The organism is Lysobacter gummosus (assembly GCF_001442805.1).
Classification (GTDB): Bacteria; Pseudomonadota; Gammaproteobacteria; order Xanthomonadales; family Xanthomonadaceae; genus Lysobacter; species Lysobacter gummosus.
Map to the genome: position 1 here is coordinate 574,980 of NZ_CP011131.1, position 17,409 is coordinate 592,388.

11 protein-coding genes and 1 pseudogene are annotated in these 17,409 nt (G+C 67.1%); 5 read left to right on the plus strand and 7 right to left on the minus strand.

Annotated features, from left to right (window positions below; translation table 11 throughout):
* Window positions 1-190: 190 nt before the first annotated feature.
* The 3 genes from LG3211_RS02285 to LG3211_RS02295 all read left to right on the plus strand — a co-directional run bounded on the left by LG3211_RS02285 (window position 191) and on the right by LG3211_RS02295 (window position 7,491).
* A complete protein-coding gene (locus tag LG3211_RS02285; RefSeq protein ID WP_057941415.1) occupies window positions 191-3,118 on the plus strand; it encodes a TonB-dependent receptor in 2,928 nt (975 codons plus the stop codon).
* Window positions 3,119-3,488: 370 nt separating this feature from the next.
* Window positions 3,489-6,383 (plus strand): TonB-dependent receptor plug domain-containing protein, encoded by a 2,895-nt coding sequence (locus tag LG3211_RS02290; protein ID WP_057941416.1) that lies wholly within the window; start codon window positions 3,489-3,491, stop codon window positions 6,381-6,383.
* 430 nt (window positions 6,384-6,813) lie between these two features.
* Window positions 6,814-7,491: an IS1595-like element ISLgu1 family transposase gene (locus tag LG3211_RS02295; protein WP_057941417.1), complete on the plus strand. Its 678-nt coding sequence runs from the start codon at window positions 6,814-6,816 to the stop codon at window positions 7,489-7,491.
* Between the two features lie 253 nt (window positions 7,492-7,744).
* On the opposite strand, the gene LG3211_RS02300 is transcribed toward LG3211_RS02295, so the two are convergent.
* The 4 genes and pseudogenes from LG3211_RS02300 to LG3211_RS02315 all read right to left on the minus strand — a co-directional run.
* Window positions 7,745-8,503 carry an endonuclease/exonuclease/phosphatase family protein gene (locus tag LG3211_RS02300; RefSeq protein WP_057941418.1) on the minus strand — a complete coding sequence of 253 codons (759 nt, stop codon included), beginning with the start codon at window positions 8,501-8,503 and terminating at the stop codon, window positions 7,745-7,747.
* 25 nt (window positions 8,504-8,528) lie between these two features.
* Window positions 8,529-9,404 carry a thiol:disulfide interchange protein DsbA/DsbL gene (locus LG3211_RS02305; RefSeq protein WP_083512254.1) on the minus strand — a complete coding sequence of 292 codons (876 nt, stop codon included), beginning with the start codon at window positions 9,402-9,404 and terminating at the stop codon, window positions 8,529-8,531.
* A 204-nt stretch (window positions 9,405-9,608) separates the two neighbouring features.
* Complete coding sequence (locus LG3211_RS02310) at window positions 9,609-10,286, minus strand: thiol:disulfide interchange protein DsbA/DsbL (RefSeq protein ID WP_057941419.1); 678 nt, start codon at window positions 10,284-10,286, stop codon at window positions 9,609-9,611.
* 478 nt (window positions 10,287-10,764) lie between these two features.
* Window positions 10,765-11,544 (minus strand): annotated as a pseudogene (locus LG3211_RS02315) (c-type cytochrome); the annotation flags it as partial.
* A 184-nt stretch (window positions 11,545-11,728) separates the two neighbouring features.
* On the opposite strand from LG3211_RS02315, the gene yihA reads away from it, so the two are divergent.
* Together yihA and LG3211_RS02325 are read left to right on the plus strand one after the other, a co-directional pair.
* On the plus strand, window positions 11,729-12,418 hold the full coding sequence (gene yihA, locus LG3211_RS02320; protein WP_057941421.1) for a ribosome biogenesis GTP-binding protein YihA/YsxC: 690 nt from the start codon (window positions 11,729-11,731) through the stop codon (window positions 12,416-12,418).
* Window positions 12,419-12,714: 296 nt separating this feature from the next.
* Complete coding sequence (locus tag LG3211_RS02325; protein WP_057941422.1) at window positions 12,715-13,578, plus strand: tetratricopeptide repeat protein; 864 nt, start codon at window positions 12,715-12,717, stop codon at window positions 13,576-13,578.
* Between the two features lie 48 nt (window positions 13,579-13,626).
* Here LG3211_RS02325 and LG3211_RS02330 read toward each other — a convergent pair whose 3' ends face one another.
* From LG3211_RS02330 to LG3211_RS02340, 3 genes are all read right to left on the minus strand, one after another.
* The gene (locus tag LG3211_RS02330) at window positions 13,627-14,505 is read right to left on the minus strand and encodes a putative signal transducing protein (RefSeq protein WP_057941423.1); all 879 of its coding nucleotides are present in this window, start codon (window positions 14,503-14,505) and stop codon (window positions 13,627-13,629) included.
* A 222-nt stretch (window positions 14,506-14,727) separates the two neighbouring features.
* Window positions 14,728-15,615, minus strand: coding sequence for a putative signal transducing protein (locus LG3211_RS24655; RefSeq protein ID WP_083512255.1), 888 nt, complete (start codon window positions 15,613-15,615; stop codon window positions 14,728-14,730).
* A gap of 98 nt (window positions 15,616-15,713) precedes the next feature.
* Entirely contained in the window at window positions 15,714-17,363 is a 1,650-nt protein-coding gene (locus LG3211_RS02340) for an alpha-amylase family glycosyl hydrolase (protein ID WP_237049820.1), read from the minus strand.
* Window positions 17,364-17,409: the final 46 nt, after the last annotated feature.

The window sequence follows — 17,409 nt, forward strand, 5'->3', positions numbered from 1 at the left end:
CCGCGAGCCGCCGTTCGGCGGCAGCGCGGCGCATGCCAATCAGAACTGCGACCGGGTTGGCAAGTAGGGCCTATTTGCGCCTTGTGGCGGCTTCACGAATTGTTTACAACCTCTGGATGCCGTTCGGCACGGACGGACGGCGTCCAATAGCCAATAGAGCTAAGCCACGAACTTGAGGGAGAGAAAGTCGATGAAGCTGTCGCGTCGCCATGCCTTGGCGAAAGCCATCCAGTTGTCCTTGTTGGTCGCCCTGCCGGGCTTCGCCGCCGCCCAGGACGCCGCACCCGCCAAAGACGCCACCACGCTGGACACCGTCCAGGTCACCGGCACCCGCATCAAGAAAGCCGAGATCGAAAGCCAGGTCCCGGTCCAGACCCTCAGCCGCGACGACATCGAGCGCACCGGTCTGACCTCGATCGGCGACGTGGTGCAGGAACTCACCGGCGCCGGTTCCGCGCTCAACACCAAATTCAATTCGTCGGGCAACTTCGGCTTCTCGCCCAACGGCGACGGCATCGGCGCGGGTTCGGCCCAGGTCGATCTGCGCCACCTCGGCCCCAAGCGCGTGCTGGTCCTGGTAGACGGCATGCGTTGGGTCAACGAATCCTCCGCCTCCGGCGTGGGCGCGGCGACCGACCTCAACACCATTCCGCTGGCGATCGTGGAGCGCATCGAAATCCTCGAGGACGGCGCGTCCTCGCTGTACGGCTCCGATGCCATCGCCGGCGTGGTCAACATCATCACCCGGCGCAATTTCGACGGCGGCCAGCTGACCTTGAACTACGGCCAGTACGGCAAGGGCGACGGCAAGCTCAAGGGCTTCGACGCGGCCTGGGGCTACAACACCGATCGCGCCAATCTGTTCCTGGGCCTGAGCTATGTAGATCAGGACCCGGTGTACTCGCGCGACCGCGAAATCTCGCGCGTGCCGGTGCCCGGCCTGGGCGTGGAGACCGGCAGCTCGGCGACGCCGAACGGCCGCTTCATCTTCAATCCGCCGACCGCCAGCAGCGCCTGTCCGCTGACCGACACCGACGACGATCCGACGACGCCGCCGGTGCCGTTCTGCAACATGACCACGCCCAACGGCAGCAGCTTCCCCAACGGCGTGCGCTATCCGCAGGACTTCATTCCCTTCACCGGCGCCAACCGCTACAACTTCGCCGCGCAGAACATGCTGCTGACGCCGTCCAAGCGCACCGGTGCGTTCGGCCAGTTCCGCTTCCACTTCAACGACAACCTGCAGGGCTACGTCAAGGCGCTGTACAACCGCCGCGAATCGACCAACCAGGCCGCGCCGGAACCGATCTTCCTCGGCGCCGGCGCCGGTACCGGCAACCCCTGGTCCGAGCAGATCACGATCTCGCGCCTGAATCCGTACAACCCGTTCGGCTTCGACCTGACCTCGATCGGCCCCAACGCCAACCTCGACACGGTCGCGCGCCGTCCGATCGAAGGCGGCCCGCGCATCTTCGAACAGAAGGTCGATACCACCTACATCGCCGCCGGCCTGGAAGGCAGCTTCAACGCCGGCGACCGCACCTACTTCTGGGACGTCAACCTCGCCAGCAACAAGAACGAGGCCGACCAGACCAACCGCGGCAGCTACAACGTCCGCAACATCAACATCGCCCTGGGCGATCCGGCTCTGTGCGCCGCCACTCCGGGCTGCGTGCCGCTGAACATCTTCGGTGGCCCGGGCACGATCACTCCGGCGATGCTGCAGTGGATCAGCCCGGTCGTGCGCGATCGCAGCGAACAGAAGCTGTCGACCTTCACCGCCAACTTCTCCGGCGACCTGTTCGATTTGTGGGCAGGCCCGCTGTCGTTCGCCGCCGGTTACGAATACCGCAAGTACGAAGGCTTCTATCAGCCCGATCCGATCACCGTGGCCGGTTACTACAACGGCACTCAGTCGCTGCCGACCAAGGGCGAATACGACGTCAACGAAGCCTATGTCGAACTCAACCTGCCGCTGATCAAGGAAGGCGCGTTCGGCAAGAGCCTGGACCTGAGCCTGGCCGGCCGTTACTCGGATTACTCGACCTTCGGCGGCCAGTTCACGCCGAAGTACGGCCTGCGCTGGCAAGTCGCCGATGAACTGCTGCTGCGCACCACCTACGCGGAAGGCTTCCGCGCGCCGTCGATCGGCGAACTGTTCGGCTCGGCCAGCCGCGCCGACCTGCAGCTCAGCGATCCGTGCCTGACCTCGATCACCGGCGCGCCGCCGACCGGCAACCGCGCCAACTGCGCCGCGCTCGGCGTGCCGGCCGGCGCCGCGCAGGCCAACAGCCAGATCTCGGTGCAGACCGGCGGCAACGCCGAGCTGGAACCGGAAACCGCGCGCAGCTTCACCGCCGGCTTCGTCTACAGCCCGGCCTGGGCCGCGGGCGTGCCGTGGTCGGACAAGTTCGACTTCGAAGTCACCTACTACCGCCACTCGCTGGAAGGCGCGGTGCAGGCGATCGACGCGCAGACCCAGCTCAACCTGTGCGTGCAGACGCTCGACCCGCTGTACTGCGGCGGCATCACCCGCTCCTCGATCGGCGGCATCTCCTCCTTCGAGAACAAGCTGACCAACCTGGGTTCGATCAAGACCTCCGGCTGGGACATGGACTTCTTCTGGACGCTGCCGGAAACCTCCTGGGGCCAGTTCAAGCTGAAGTGGCAGAACACCTGGGTCACCGAGTACGAAGCGGTCGGCGCCGCCGGCCAGATCCAGCCGCGCAAGCCCGGCGTGGAAGTCAACGACAGCGCGATCCCGGAATGGACCTCCAACCTCAGCGCCGAATGGAAGCTCGATCGCTGGAACGCGTCGTGGACCGTGCGCCACATCTCCGAGCTGACCGAAATCTGCCAGGCCTCGGCGTTGGACTCGCCGTACTGCGATAACCCGGTCACCGGCGAGAACAAGCTGGCCGCGACCACCTATCACGACCTGCAGCTGGGCTACCGCTTCGAGATGTTCAAGGGCCTGCAGATCACCGGCGGCGTCAACAACGTGTTCGACAAGGACCCGCCGGTCTGCCTGTCGTGCTCGCTCAACGGCTACGACGCGTCCACCTACGACATCCCGGGCGGCCGCTTCTTCTACGTTCGCGCGGACCTGCGGTTCTGATCGGCGCGGCGTTCCATCGACGCGTTGCGGTCGGCGTTCGCGCGACCGCGGCGCTTTCGATCCGCGCGCCGCGGCAGCCCTGAAACACGAACGGCCGGTGGGAAACCACCGGCCGTTTTCTTATCCACGCCGTTCGCCATGCCGATTCGCGCCGCACGAAATCGCCGGCGCGCAAGTCACGCGCAACAGCCCGTTGGGCTAGGTTTCTGCCTGCGCAGCGGCGCTGATGCGGATATCGCGTGATCTTTGCGCGCTTTGCGACCGTTTCACCCATTGCCTGCAAAAAACAGCCGCCGTCCGCGGGGAATCACTGGGCGGCGCGCCGATAGCCAACAGAGCTAAGCCACACATCATTCGAGGGAGAGAACCGATGAAAGCGTTGCGCCGCCATACCTTGGCGAAAGCCATTCAGTTGTCCGTACTGGTCGCCCTGCCGGGCTTCGCCGCCGCGCAGGAGTCCGACGCCGCGAAAGGCACCACCACCCTGGACACTGTCCAGGTCACCGGCACCCGTATCCGCAAGGCCGAGATCGAAAGCCAGGTCCCGATCCAGACCCTCACCCGCGACGACATCGAACGCACCGGCCTGACCTCGATCGGCGACGTGGTGCAGGAGCTCACCGGTTCGGGTTCCTCGTTCAACGGCAAGCGCAACGCTTCCGGCAACGACGGCTTCCCGTCCGACGGCGGCGGCGTCGGCGCCGGTTCGACCACGGTCGATCTGCGTCACCTGGGTTCCAAGCGCGTGCTGGTGCTGGTCGATGGCATCCGCTGGGTCAACGAATCCTCCGCCTCCGGCGTGGGTTCGGCGACCGACCTCAACACCATTCCGCTGGCCATCGTCGAGCGCATCGAAGTGTTGGAGGACGGCGCGTCCTCGCTGTACGGCTCCGACGCCATCGCCGGCGTGGTCAACATCATCACCCGGCGTAATTTCGACGGCTTCCAGCTGACCACCAACTTCGGCCAGTACACCAAGGGCGACGGCACCAGCCGCGGCCTCGACTTCGCTTACGGCGGCAGCAGCGAACGCGCCACCTGGTTCCTCGGCGCCAGCTACACCAAGCAGGACGAAGTCAGCTCGGCCGATCGCGAACTCTCGCGCTTCCCGGTGCCGGGCACCGGCCTGGCGCTGGGCAGCTCGCGCGTGCCCGGCGGCCGCATCGCCTTCACCGCGCCGGACGGGCGCAAGTACGATCTGGTCGCCAATGCCGGCCAGAGCAATCCGGTCTACACGCCCGGCCAGGCGCCGTGTTCGGCCGGCGTGCCGCGCACCGACGGCTTCCATTGCTTCGGCGCCAACGATCCGTTCAATTTCGCCCCGTACAACTACGTGCTGTCGCCGTCCGAGCGCAGCGGCGTGTTCGGCCAGTTCCGCTTCGACGTCAACGACAAGGTGCGTTGGTACGCGCGCGCCCTGCTCAATCGTCGCGAATCGGAAAACCGCGCCGCGCCCGAACCGATCGATCTGGGTCCGGGCGCCGGCAACGCGTTCGCGGCCGATGTGGTGATGCCGGCCAACCATCCGTTCAATCCGTTCGGCGTGCAGCTCGATTCGAGCAACCTGAGCATCCTGCGCCGCCGTCCGGTGGAAGGCGGCCCGCGCCGCTTCGAGCAGCAAGTCGATACCTGGTTCGTCGGCACCGGTCTTGAAGGCACCTTCGATGTCGGCGAGCGTGCCTGGTTCTGGGACGCCAACCTCGCCAGCAGCCGCAACAAGGCCGAGCAGACCAACCGCGGCAGCTACAACGCGAAGAACATCGCCATCGCCATGGGCGATCCGGCGATCTGCGCGGCCACGCCGGGCTGCACGCCGTTGAACATCTTCGGCTACAACACCATCACCCCGGCGATGCTGAAGTACATCAGCCCGGTCCTGCACGACAGCAGTGAGAACAAGCTGCAGTTGGCCACCTTCAACCTGTCCGGCGATCTGTTCGAGATGTGGGCCGGCCCGCTGTCGTTCGCGACCGGTTACGAGTACCGCAAGTACGAAGGCTCCTACCGTCCCGATCCGATCACCGTGCGCGGCGAATACAACGGCGTGCCGTCGTTGCCGACCCAGGGCGAGTACGACGTCAACGAGGTCTACGTCGAACTCAACGTACCGCTGTTCAAAGACTCGGCCTTCGGCAAGAGCCTGGACCTGAGCGTCGCCGGCCGCTATTCGGACTACTCCACCTTCGGCGGCGAGTTCACGCCCAAGTACGGCCTGCGCTGGCAGGTGGCCGATGAACTGCTGCTGCGCGGCACCTACGCGGAAGGCTTCCGCGCGCCGTCGATCGGCGAGTTGTTCGGCTCGCAGAGCCGCGCCGACGTGGGCATGATCGATCCGTGCCTGATCGGTTCCAACGGCGCGCCGCCGACCGGCAGCGCGGCCAACTGCGCCGTGCAAGGCGTCAATCCGGGCACGCGTCAGGTCGATCCGCAGATCTCGGTGCTGACCGGCGGCAATCCGAACCTGGAGCCGGAGCGTTCGACCAGTTTCTCGCTCGGCTTCGTGTGGACGCCGTCGATCCTGGAAGACACCGCCATCGCCAAGCGCGTGGACATCGAGGGAACGTTCTACAGCCATCGCATCGAAGGCGCGATCCAGGCCATCGACCCGCAGACCCAGCTCAACCTGTGCGTGCAGACGCTGTCGCCGGAATTCTGCGGCGGCATCCAGCGCAACCCAATTACCGACCAGATCGACGGCTTCGCGAACTTCCTCGGCAACCTCAGCGTGATCAAGACCAACGGCTGGGACATCGACGTGTTCTGGACCTTGCCGGAAACCCGCTTCGGCCAGTTCAAGGTGATCTGGCAGAACACCATCGTGGGCAACTACGAAGCCGTCGGCGCCGATGGTTCGCTGCAGCCGTTGCAGGTCGGCCGTCTGGTCAGCGATCCGGTCACCCGTTCGATTCCGGAATGGACTTCCAACGCCACGCTGGAATGGACCTACGGCCGCTGGAACGCATCGTGGACCGCGCGCCACATCAGCCAGCTGGTCGAAGAGTGCGGCGACGCCGCCGACTTCGCGGTGTGCAAGAACGACCCGAAGACCGGCCAGAACCGGTTGGGCGCGACCACCTTCCACGACTTCCAGATCGGCTATCGCTTCGACGTGCTCAAGGGCCTGCAATTGCAGGCGGGCATGAACAACGTGTTCGGCAAGGACCCGCCGACCTGTCTGTCGTGCAACCTCAACGGCTTCGACGGCTCGACCTACGATCTGCCGGGCGGCGGTTACTACTACGTGCGGGCGGATCTGCGGTTCTGATCCATGCGGTAGCGCTTCATCCGGCGTTCGCGCCGGATGAAGCGGCGGTCATTCGACAGCCGCCTTTGCCGTTCCCCCCTTTGAAAAAGGGGGGGCAGGGGGGGGCGCTTTTGCTCTGCCGAAAAGCAAATCCCCCGGCGCACTGTGGGCCACTCAGTAATGCTGCCGCGCGAGCGCCAGCCCCCTTTTTCAAAGGGGGCGAATTCTATGGGGTATTCGCGTCGGACGAAGCGGCGATCATTCGACAGCCGCCTTTGCTGTTCCCCCCTTTGAAAAAGGGGGGCCGGGGGGATTCGCTTTTGCTCCTGCCGAAAAGCAAATCCCCCGGCGCACTGTGAGCCACTCAGTAATGCTGCCGCGCAAGCGCCAGCCCCCTTTTTCAAGGGTCTTAGGAAGCAAAGCTGCCCCATAACGCAGCTATCTTCCTGAAATGCAAAGAAAAAACAGGTGCTACAGCCGTTCGAAAATCAGCGAGGCCCGATTTCGGGCACTCGTGCGCTGTTGGTCACTGGATCTCACCGCCACCAACACCGCCCAGTTGACCGGCTTGAGCGTGCGTTCGGTCAACACGATCTTCCTGGCCATGCGGCGCGTCATCGCGCACGACTGCGAACAACATTCGCCTTTCACCGGTCAGGTCGAAGTCGATGAATCCTTCTTCGGGCCGTGGCGTGTGCGCGGCAAACGCGGACGCGGCGCCGGCAAGAAAACCATTGTCTTCGGCATGCTCAAACGCGGCCAGCACGTCTACACCCAGATCGTGCCCAACTGCAAAACCGCCACGCTGCAGGCCTTGATTCGTGGGCATATTCGCCTGGAGAGCGAAATCCTCTCCGACTGCTTGTCCAGCTATGACGGACTGGTCGATCTGGGCTACGCCAAGCACTGGCGCATCCGCCACAGCGGCAATCACTTCGCCGAGGGCGACAACCACATCAACGGCATCGAGAGCTTCTGGAGCTTCGCCAAGCGCCGCCTGGCCAAGTTCAACGGCTTGGCCAAGACCACCTTCTACCTCCACCTCAAGGAGTGCGAATTTCGCTTCAACCATCGCCACGACGACCTCTATCGGGCGACCCTTAAGTTGCTACGATCCAATCCCCTCTGAGGGAGCGTTTGCTTCCTAAGACCCTTTTCAAAGGGGGCGAGTTCTATGGGGCGTTCGCGTCGGATGAAGCGGCGGTCATTCGACAGTGGCTTTTGCTGTTCCCCCCTTTGAAAAAGGGGGGGAGGGGGGATTCGCTTTTGCTCTGCCGAAAAGCAAATCCCCCGGCGCACTGTAGGCCACTCAGCACCGCGGCCACGCAAGCGCCAGCCCCCTTTTTCAAAGGGGGCGAATTTTCGCATTGCGATTTATCGCTTCAGACCAATGCGCTCTCAGGCACATCAAGCTCCAACGACAACGCCAAATGATCCGACTGCGCCGCGGGCACCGCGCGCGCACCCGCAAAACCCAGGCCATCGCCCAGCAGGATATGGTCGATCGCGCGCTGCGGCCGCCAGCTGGGGAAGGTCGGGAACACGTCGTTCGGCGGTTGCAGGCGGGTGTTGCGGAACAAGGCCTGCATCTCGGGGCGATCGGCCGAGCAGTTGAAGTCGCCCATCAACACGGCATGCGGGTGGTCGTGCAGCAGTTCGGCGATGAAGGCCAGCTGCGAGGCGCGCGAGGCGGCGCCCAGCGAGAGGTGGGCGACGGCGACGGTCAGGCCGTCGTCGTCGTTGCCGTAGTGGGCGATCAATACGCCGCGGCCGGAGATGCGGCCGGGCAGCGGATGATCGACGACTTCGCGCGGTTCCAGCTTGCTCAGCAGGCCGTTGGCGCTGGAGGCGACATTGCCGACGCGGCGGTTGGGCTGATGGCTCCAGTAATCGAAGCCGGCGCGCTGGGCGAGGTAGTGCGTCTGGTTGGTGAAACCCGAACGCAGGCTGCCCGGATCGCTTTCGTTGAGGCCGACGATGTCGTGCTCGCCGGCCAACTGGGCGATGGTGTCGAGGCTGCCGCGCTTGTTGCCGGCGGGCAGCACGTGCGACCAGCTGCGCGTCGCGTAATCGCTGTAGCGACGCGTGCTGGAGCCGGCCTGTATGTTCGCGCTGAGCAGGCGCAGCCGGCGTGTGGTCATGCTCGGGTCGAATCCTGCGAGTCGGTTACTGCTTCGGCGCGGTTTCGGCGGCCGGCGCAGGCGCGGCGGCGGCCGGAGCGGCGGCGGGCGCGGTCGCCTGCAGCGTGGCGCGCTCGCGCGCGACCAGGTGATCGGCGATGCGCAGGTAGTCCTCGAAGTTCTTGCCCTTGACCAGGTATTTGCCGTTGACCACCAGCGACGGGCTGGAATCCACGCCCGAGCGCTGCATGAACTGCTCGGCGCGCTTGCCCTTGGCGTTGATCGCGAAGCTGTTCATGGTGCCGATGAAGTCGGCCGGCTTGACGCCGTACTTGGCGTAGAACGCGCCGAGTTGTTCGTCGGTGACGCTCATGTACGGGATCGACTGGTCGATGTGCACGGCGCGGAACATCGCCTCGTGGGTCTTCTCGACCAGGCCCAGGGTCTGCGCGGCGTAGAAGGCCTTCTCGAACGGAATCGGGTTGCCGCCGAAGGGACCGGCGATCGGGGTGAACTTCACGTCGGCGGTCTGCTTCTTGCGCCAATCGACCAGCAGCGGCTCGAACTGCGCGCAGTGCGGGCAGGTGTAGCTGAAGACTTCCGCGACTTCGATCTTGCCCGGGACCGGGTCGAAGGCCTGGCCGGCGGGGATTTCGATGTAGTCGGTGCCGGCGACCGGCGCCGGGCCTGCCGGCGGGGTGACGGTGGCGGCCGGCGTGATCGCGGGCTCTTCCGGGGCCGGCGCCGGGGCCGGGGTTTCGCCCGCGGCCGGGGTCGCGGCCGGCGCGGCGGCTTCGCCGGCGGCCGGGGTCGCGGCGGCGTCGGCCGGCGCGGCGGTCTCGGTCTTGTTGCAGGCGGCCAGCGCGAACAGCGCGCTCAGGACCAGCGGATAGCGGGACAGGGTGGCGATACGCGAATTCATCGGGACTTCTCCGCAAACGATCGAATGAAATGGAGGGCGGCGCGGGCGCTGGGAGGCGCCGGCGCGCTGCCGTCGAGGGCGGCCGCCAGGATAGCGGTCGCGGGGCCGGGATTGGTGATTTCGGAACCGGGGACGCGCCGCGACCGCGTCGCCGCGGCCCGGCTCATGCCCGCGTGCCCGCGGCCGGTGTTCCGGCCAAGGGCCTCAGCGCTTGGCCTTGGGCTTGGCCTTCGCGCCGCGTTCCTGCGCGATCAGGTGATCGGCCACGCGCAGCATGTCGTCGAAGCCCTTCTGGGTGGTGATGCGGTACTTGCCCGCGACCACCATCGCCGGGGTGCCGTCCACGCCGGAGGCCATGATGAAGTCGCTCGCGCGCTTCATCGCCTGCTCGATCGCCGGGCTGGTCATGGTGGCGGCGAAGGTCTGTGCGTTGGCGCCGTACTTGGCGTAGAACGCGCCGATCTGCGCCGCGCTGGCGTTCTGGATCGGCAGCGTGCGTTCTTCGTGCAGCGCCTTGAACACCGCGTCGTGGGTCTGCGGCAGCAGCTTCAGCGACTGCGCGGTGTAGAAGGCCTGCGCGTACGGCGTCCAGTAGCTGCCCCACGGCGCCGCCAGCGGGACGAAGTTGACGTCGGTGGGGAGCTTGTTCTTCCAGGCGCTGATCTGCGGCTCGAAGTGCGCGCAGTGCGGGCAGGTGTAGCCGAAGATTTCGACCACCTCGATCTTGCCGGCGACCGGCGCGAACGGCTTGCCGCCTTCGATTTCGACGTAATCCACGCCCGGCTCGGGCGCGGGGCCGGCCGGAGCGGCGGCCTTGGGCGCGGCGAAGGCGGCGAAGGGGAGCGCGGCGAGCAGCAGCAAGGTGGCCAGACGTCGTTTCATCGTTAGGTCTCGTGGGGAGTGAGGCCCGGTCGCGCCACGGAAAACCGTCGCGCCCGGGACGGGCGGGCATAAAAAACGCCGGCAGTAAGGATAACGGCCGGCGTCTTGAACCAAGAGTGTCTGATGGGACTGATCTTGTGCGCGGAAGTTCCGCGGTGGGGCGTTCGGTGATGGCGATCACCAAAATCTCGCGGCGTGGCTGGGTATCGGGCGGGAACTGCCGCGAAACCTGAGTTGCGGCGGGCAGAGGCTCCGGTTGCGCAGCTCCCGCCTGACTGACCGGAAAGGACCGCCCGGAAACGAAAACGCCGGCCTGTCGCCAGGCCGGCGTCGTCGGAACACGGGTGGCGTGGGCTCAGCCCTTGGCGGGCTTGGCCGGAGCGGCCGGCTGGGCCGCCGCCGGAGCCGGAGCGGCCGCAGGAGCCGCCGCCGGAGCCGGAGCGGCCGCAGGAGCCGCCGCCGGCACGGCCGGCTTGGCCGCCGGAGCCGGCGCATCGGCCGCGGCGACGTCGTCGGCGCGTTCGTGCAGGCCCTGCAGATAGCTCGACAGCGAGCCGATCTCTTCGTCGCTGAGCTGCTTGGCCACCGTGGCCATGATGTTGAACAGGTGCGGGTCCTTCTGCGTGGTCGTGCCGGCGCGGTATTCCTCCAGGCGACGCTGCGAATAAACCGCCTGCTGGCCGGCGATGTGCGGATAGGCCGGACCCGGATTGCCCGCGCCGCCCGGGCCGTGGCAGGCCATGCAGGCCGGGATGCCGCGGGCCTTGTCGCCGCTGCGGAACAGCTGCTCGCCGACTTCGAAGAACTTCCTGCCCTTGTTGGGGCCAGCCGCGATCACGGTGTCGTCGGCCACGCCGGCGCCGGACTTCTGCGTGGCGAAGTAGGCGCCCAGGTCGCGCGCGTCCTGCTCGCTGAGCGCGTCGGCGAAGGGTTTCATCGCCGCGGACATGCCGGTATTGCGCTCGCCGGTCTTGAACAGGGCGATCTGGTGGGCGATGTAGCGCTCGCTCTGGCCGGCCAGGCGCGGGTACTGCGGATCGGTCGGGTTGCCGTCGAGACCGTGGCAGGCCGCGCAGGTGCCGGCCTTGGTCGCGCCGGCCTTGACGTCGCCCCAGCTGGCCTTGGGCCCGGCGGTGAGCGGCGCGGTCGTTACCGGCTCCTTATCGGGGATCGGCGTGACCGTGGTCTGGGCGAACGCAACGGCGGCGACCGCGAAGGCGGCGAGGCCGACGAGGCTCAGGACGCGGGCTTGGCTCATGTAGCTGGGCTCCGAACTACTGCTGGCTTGCTGTGCAAGGGCTGGCTGGATGACAGTGCGGCCGGCCACTATGGGCGCCGGAACCTCGGAATTATCTTCCGCCGGACCGGATCGGGTCAACGCGGGTTCAGCCGGCCAGGTCGCAGAACGCGAGCATCCGGCCGGGGCATGCGATCCTAAGGGCATGATCAACCACCTTGCCCGCGCCCGTTACCTGTTGTCGGCGCACAACGTCAAACAGCTGCCGCCCGACGGCGGATTCGAGGTCGCCTTCGCCGGCCGCTCCAACGCCGGCAAGTCCAGCGCGCTCAATGCCATGTGTCAGCAGAACGCGCTGGCGCGGGTGTCCAAGACGCCCGGACGCACTCAGCAGCTGGTGTTTTTCGACGTCAGCCTGCCGTACCGCGGCCCGGAGCCCGCGCCGGATCCGGACCGCTTCCTGGTCGATCTGCCCGGTTACGGCTACGCCAAGGTGCCGCAGAACCTGCAGGCGCACTGGCAGGCCTTCCTCGACCGCTACTTCCAGACCCGCCAGGCCTTGCGCGGCCTGGTGGTGGTGATGGACATCCGTCATCCGCTCAAGGATTACGACAAGCAGATGCTCGGCTACGCGGTCAGCCGCGACCTGCCGGCGCATGCGCTGCTGACCAAGGCGGACAAGTTCGGGCGCGGCCAGCAGCAGCAGGCACTGATGGCGGTGCGCAAGGAACTGCAATCGGCCTATGGCGACACGGTCAGCGTGCAGACCTTCTCCGGCGAGTCCAAGCTGGGCGTGGACGAAGCGCGCGAGAAAGTGATGGGCTGGCTCGGGATGGGCGATGCGCCGGCCTCGGCGCCGAGCGCTCCCGAGATCGCGCGGGACGAAGACGAGTAAGCCGCGTTGTTGCGGAATGGGCTTGAGCTCCGGTGGGAGGGGCTTCAGCCCCGATGCTTTCCTCTCAGATCGCGGTGAAGCGGCCCGTTGAGATCCGCCGGGCTCTGGCCGAAGAGCATCGGGGCTGAAGCCCCTCCTACAAAAGACCTCGGGGCTTCGCCAAGTCTTTGAGAGTGCCCGAGCTTTCGCCGAACAGGTCGCCATCGCCGCGATCCTTGGCCGCTTTCCCACCGTCGTTCGCGTTACTTCCTGGGTGACCGTCCGCGCGCGCGGGCTCAGCCAGGAAGCGACACGACATGGACCCGATTTCCGACCCGCAGACCATCCTCGCCGCGGGCGCCTACGGCACCGCGCTGCTGTTCTTCGCCTACGGCGCCTACGCGCTGCTCAAGACCAGGAACGCCGAACAGAACAAGAACGTGCGCTGGTACCTGGGCATCGGCGCGGCGGTGGTGGTGGCGATGATCGGTTTCGACACGCTCAAGAGCTGGCGCAGCGGCGAACGCATCGTCCCCAACGTCTACCTGACCTTCTCGCCGCGTTTCGCCGCGGTGAACCTGCCCGACCCGGTGATCGAATACAGCGGCCAGACCCTGGCGCCCAACGCGGCGATCAAGGTCGCCGACAACAACAGCAGCATCAACATCTCGGTCGATTCGATCATCGAGAAAGTCAAAGGCCTGCAGCACAACAACCAGCAATTGCAGAACGCGCTGGGCAGCGCCGCGCTGGCCGGCCAGCCCAAGGAACTGGCGGAGGAAATCGCCGCGGCCGACAGCGCCGGCCAGGACCCGTGCGCGGGCGGCGGCGACGCGACCTTATGCGGCTGGAAGCAATTGTCGAACGGACAACTGGCCAGCGCGCAGGCGACGCTGACCCAGGCGGTGAAGGACGCGCCGGCCAGCGACCCCAAGGGCAAGGCCACCGCGCTCAGCGGCCTGGGCGAAATCTATGTCGGCCAGGGCCGCATCGACGAAGCCAAGGTGGTGCTCAAGCGCGCCGCCGACCTGGGCAACGCCGGCGCGAAAAAGCGCCTGGATACGCTGGCGGCGACCCCTGGGACCACGCCGCCGCGGCCGCTGACGCCGGTGTTGCAACCGGGCCTGTTGGAACCGCGCGAGCGGCCGGTGCGCGAGCTGCAGCGGCGGCCGCAGAACTGATTCCGCCGCGGTGCGGTCGCGGCCCTTCGGCCGCGCCGCAGGCCGCGATCAAGGCGATGAAAGCGGACGGGTGGAAACGATCTCGCCGCGTTCGTCGTAAGTGCGTTCGACATCCAGCACGCCGTCGCCGTCGCTGTCGAACTTGCCGTCGAGCGCGCGCAGGCCATCGTGGCGGACTTGCTTGACCACGCGGCCTTGCGAGTCCAGCCACTGTTCGTTCTGCATGATCGAGAACGGACCGACGACGCGATAGTCGGGCTTCCCGTCGCCGTCGCGATCGATCGAATAGGTCAAGGTCCGTTTCTTGTCGGGAAGGTAGCTGGCCTGGCTCTCGTAATCGCCGTCGAAATCGTTGTCTTGCGAGTTCGACTGAGGCAGGTTGTTCTCGAACCGCACGATCTCATCGACCTTGCCGTCGCCATTGCGATCGCTGCGCATCTGCGTGCCTACGCCGTTCACATAGGTCGTCCACGTATCCGTCCGGCCGTCGCCGTTGGAGTCGGTTTCGACCGTCTGCGTGGCCGGCGGCGCGGGCTGCGAGCGATGGGCGAATGTTTCGAGCAAGCCCGCGCCGATGAAGCCGCCCACGATCAACGCGAACATCAGGCTGGGAAGGCCGTAGCCGCTGTCGTCTGTCTTGCGCTTTTTCAGCGGCTGGTAGGCGTCGGAGTCGTCGGGCGGCGCGGCTGCGGCGCTGTGGCCGGAATCGCGATCGGCGCGCGCATCGTCCTGGCGCCCGGGCGGCGGCGCGCCCGCGCCCCGCCACTGCCCGATGAGCTGGCGCGCGCGCGGCGCATCGTCGTCGGCGACTTCGATCCGCACCGAACCGCCGGCGTCGAGCACATGCGCCAGAATCCCTTCCTGCGCCAACACCTCGCGCGCGAGCTGCGCATCCGCCGAATGGGCGGCTTCATACACGATTTGCACCGCTGTCCTCCATGGACGCGACCGGTCGGTCCGTCCGGGCGAGTATCCCGCGACCGGCGCCGCGTGACGAGAGGCTGGCGCGTGGTTTCAGGCGCGCGCGCAACCTCGCCGAGGCTCCGCTGGCGCCGCGATCGAACGCCATCGTCGTATCGCGGCTTGCGCCGGCCGCCGTGCAAGCCCGATCCCGTTACGCCGGCTCAACCGGCCCGCGCTTGCCGCCGATCACTGCGCCTGGACAGGCCGCGTAGAACGGATTTCGCCGCGATCATCGAAGATGCGCACCGTATCCAGCACCCCGTCGCCGTCGCTGTCGATTTCGCCGCCGGTCAGGCGTCCGCCGGTGTAGAGGTTGCGCTTGATCACCCGGCCCTGCGCGTCCAGCCACTGGTCGGTATGCGGCACGCCGCGCAGCGCGGTCTGCTGCAGTTCCGGGGCGCCGTCGCCGTTGTAGTCGGCGCTGCGCTCGACCCACAGGCCGTCGCGATAGCTCGTGGTGGTTTCGCGCACGCCGTTGAAATCCTGGTCTTCTTCCGCGGCGGTCGGCAAGCCGCGCGGATCGTACTGGATGACCTGATCGGCGCTGCCGTCGCTATTGCGGTCGGCCTCGGTGCGGATCAACTGCTGGCCTTCATAGACCAGGCGTTCGTCGGCGACGCCGTCGGCGTTGTAGTCCACGTCCTGTTCGCTCACGCCCGGCTGCATCACAACGCCGGTCACCAGCGCACCGAGCAGGGCGCCGATCACCAGGGCGATGACGGTGCCGGCCATGGCGAAGCCGCTGGGCGGCGGCTTGCGCTGGTTCAACGGACGGTAGACGTTCTCGCTTTCGACATGCTCGGGCGTGTCGTCGTCGCCGAAATCGCGGTCGGCCGGCTCGCCCTCGTCGTCGTCCAGCGGCACCGCCGCGGCCTGCCATTCCTCGATGATTTCGCGCGCTCGCGCGGCCTCTTCGTCGGCGACCTCGACCCGCACCGAGCCGCCGACCGGCAGCAGGCCGGCGCCGGCTTCCAGTGCGCCGCCGAACACGAACGATTGAATCCCTTCCTGCGCCAGCAGGCCGTGCACGAGCTGCGCATCCGCCGAATGGGCGGCGTGATAAACGATCTGCACCGATGTCCCCCTGGGCGCGGCCGACGGGCCGGCTCAGTCCAGTATGCCCAGGCCCCGGTACGCGTGGCGAGCGGGGCGCGGCGGTCTGCGATCGGGCCTCAGCCGCGAGCGCGCGCCGCGTACATGCCGTAGGCCGGCAGGATCAAACGCTGGCCCTGGATGTGGCCGCAGGGCAGGCCATGGCCGTCGTCGGCGATCCAGTCGGCGCGTTCGCCCAGTTCCACCGACGCCGGCGCGTCGCCGAGGTTGAACGCCATCAGCATCGCCTGGCTGCCTTCGCCGCGCACGAACGCGATCGCCGGCTCGGCGCTGTCGAGGAAACCGATGGCGCCGTCGAGCAGCGCGGCATGATGTTTGCGCCAGCTCAGGAAACGGCGGAAGCCGTTGAGCTTGGAGGCCGGGTCGTCCTGCTGGCTGGCGATGTCGAGCGCGCGATGGCTGGCCGGAATCGGCAGCCATGGCTCGCCGCTGGTGAAGCCGGCGCGCTCGCTGGTGTCCCACGGCAGCGGCGTGCGGCAGCCGTCGCGGCCCTTGAAGGTGGGCCAGAACGCTTTGCCGTACGGGTCCTGCAAGGCGTCGAAAGGCAGATCGGCCTCGGGCAGCCCCAATTCCTCGCCCTGGTACACGCACACCGATCCGCGCAGCGAACACACCAGCGCGCTGAGCAGGGTGGCGAAGTGCGCCGGCCGCTCGCCGCGGCCCCAGCGCGTGACCACGCGCTGCACGTCGTGATTGGAGATCGCCCAGCACGGCCAGCCTTCGCGCATGGTCGCTTCCAGGCGCTGCACCGTGCCGCGGATGTGCGCGACGCTGTAGTCCTCGGTCAGCAACTCGAAGCTGTAACCCATGTGCAGGCGGCCGTCGCGGGTGTAGTCGTCCATGGTCGCCAGCGAGTCCTCCGAGGAGATCTCGCCCAGCGCCACCGCGCCCGGATAGCGGTCCAGCAGCGCGCGCAGTTCGCCCAGGAACGCGAGGTTTTCCGGCTGGGTGTTGTTGTAGTGGTGATACTGGAACGCGTACGGATTGTCCGGGCTGAAGCCGCGGCCGACCCGCTGCGCCGCCGGCTTGGGCGGATTGTCGCGCAGCTGCGCGTCGTGGAAGCAGAAATTGATCGCGTCCAGGCGCAGGCCATCGACGCCGCGATCGAGCCAGAAGCGCACGTTGTCCAGCACCGCCGCGCGCACCGCCGGGTTGTGGAAATTCAGGTCCGGCTGCGCCGACAGGAAGTTGTGCAGGTAGTACTGCTGCCGGCGCGGTTCCCAGCGCCAGGCGACGCCGCCGAACAGCGACATCCAGTTGTTCGGCGCGGTGCCGTCCTCGCGCGCGTCGGCCCACACGTACCAGTCGGAATACTCGTTGTCGCGGCTCTCGCGGCTGCGCTTGAACCATTCGTGTTCGTTGGAGGTGTGGCTGAGCACCTGGTCGATCATCACCCGCAGGCCCAGCGCATGCGCCTTGGCCAGCAGCCGGTCGAAGTCGTCGATGTCGCCGAACAGCGGATCGACCGCGCGGTAGTCGGCGATGTCGTAGCCGAAGTCGGCCATCGGCGATTTGAAGAACGGCGAGATCCAGATCGCGTCCACGCCCAGGTCGGCCACGTAGCCGAGCTTGTCGATGATGCCGGGCAGGTCGCCCACGCCGTCGCCGTCGAGGTCGCGGAAGCTGCGCGGGTAGATCTGGTAGATGACCGCGCCGCGCCACCAAGCGTCGTTGCGGAGCGGATCGCTGGAAATACGGACGGCGGACAAGACGGGCCCCTGATCGATGGCGGCCTGCGTGCTGCACTGCCGCGAT

Bases quoted from the DNA above. Each gene is read 5' to 3' on its own strand.
- LG3211_RS02285 (WP_057941415.1), top strand. From the start codon at position 191: ATGAAGCTGTCGCGTCGCCATGCCTTGGCGAAAGCCATCCAGTTGTCC.
- LG3211_RS02290 (WP_057941416.1), top strand. From the start codon at position 3,489: ATGAAAGCGTTGCGCCGCCATACCTTGGCGAAAGCCATTCAGTTGTCC.
- LG3211_RS02295 (WP_057941417.1), top strand. From the start codon at position 6,814: ATGCAAAGAAAAAACAGGTGCTACAGCCGTTCGAAAATCAGCGAGGCC.
- LG3211_RS02300 (WP_057941418.1), bottom strand. From the start codon at position 8,503: ATGACCACACGCCGGCTGCGCCTGCTCAGCGCGAACATACAGGCCGGC.
- LG3211_RS02305 (WP_083512254.1), bottom strand. From the start codon at position 9,404: ATGAATTCGCGTATCGCCACCCTGTCCCGCTATCCGCTGGTCCTGAGC.
- LG3211_RS02310 (WP_057941419.1), bottom strand. From the start codon at position 10,286: ATGAAACGACGTCTGGCCACCTTGCTGCTGCTCGCCGCGCTCCCCTTC.
- yihA (WP_057941421.1), top strand. From the start codon at position 11,729: ATGATCAACCACCTTGCCCGCGCCCGTTACCTGTTGTCGGCGCACAAC.
- LG3211_RS02325 (WP_057941422.1), top strand. From the start codon at position 12,715: ATGGACCCGATTTCCGACCCGCAGACCATCCTCGCCGCGGGCGCCTAC.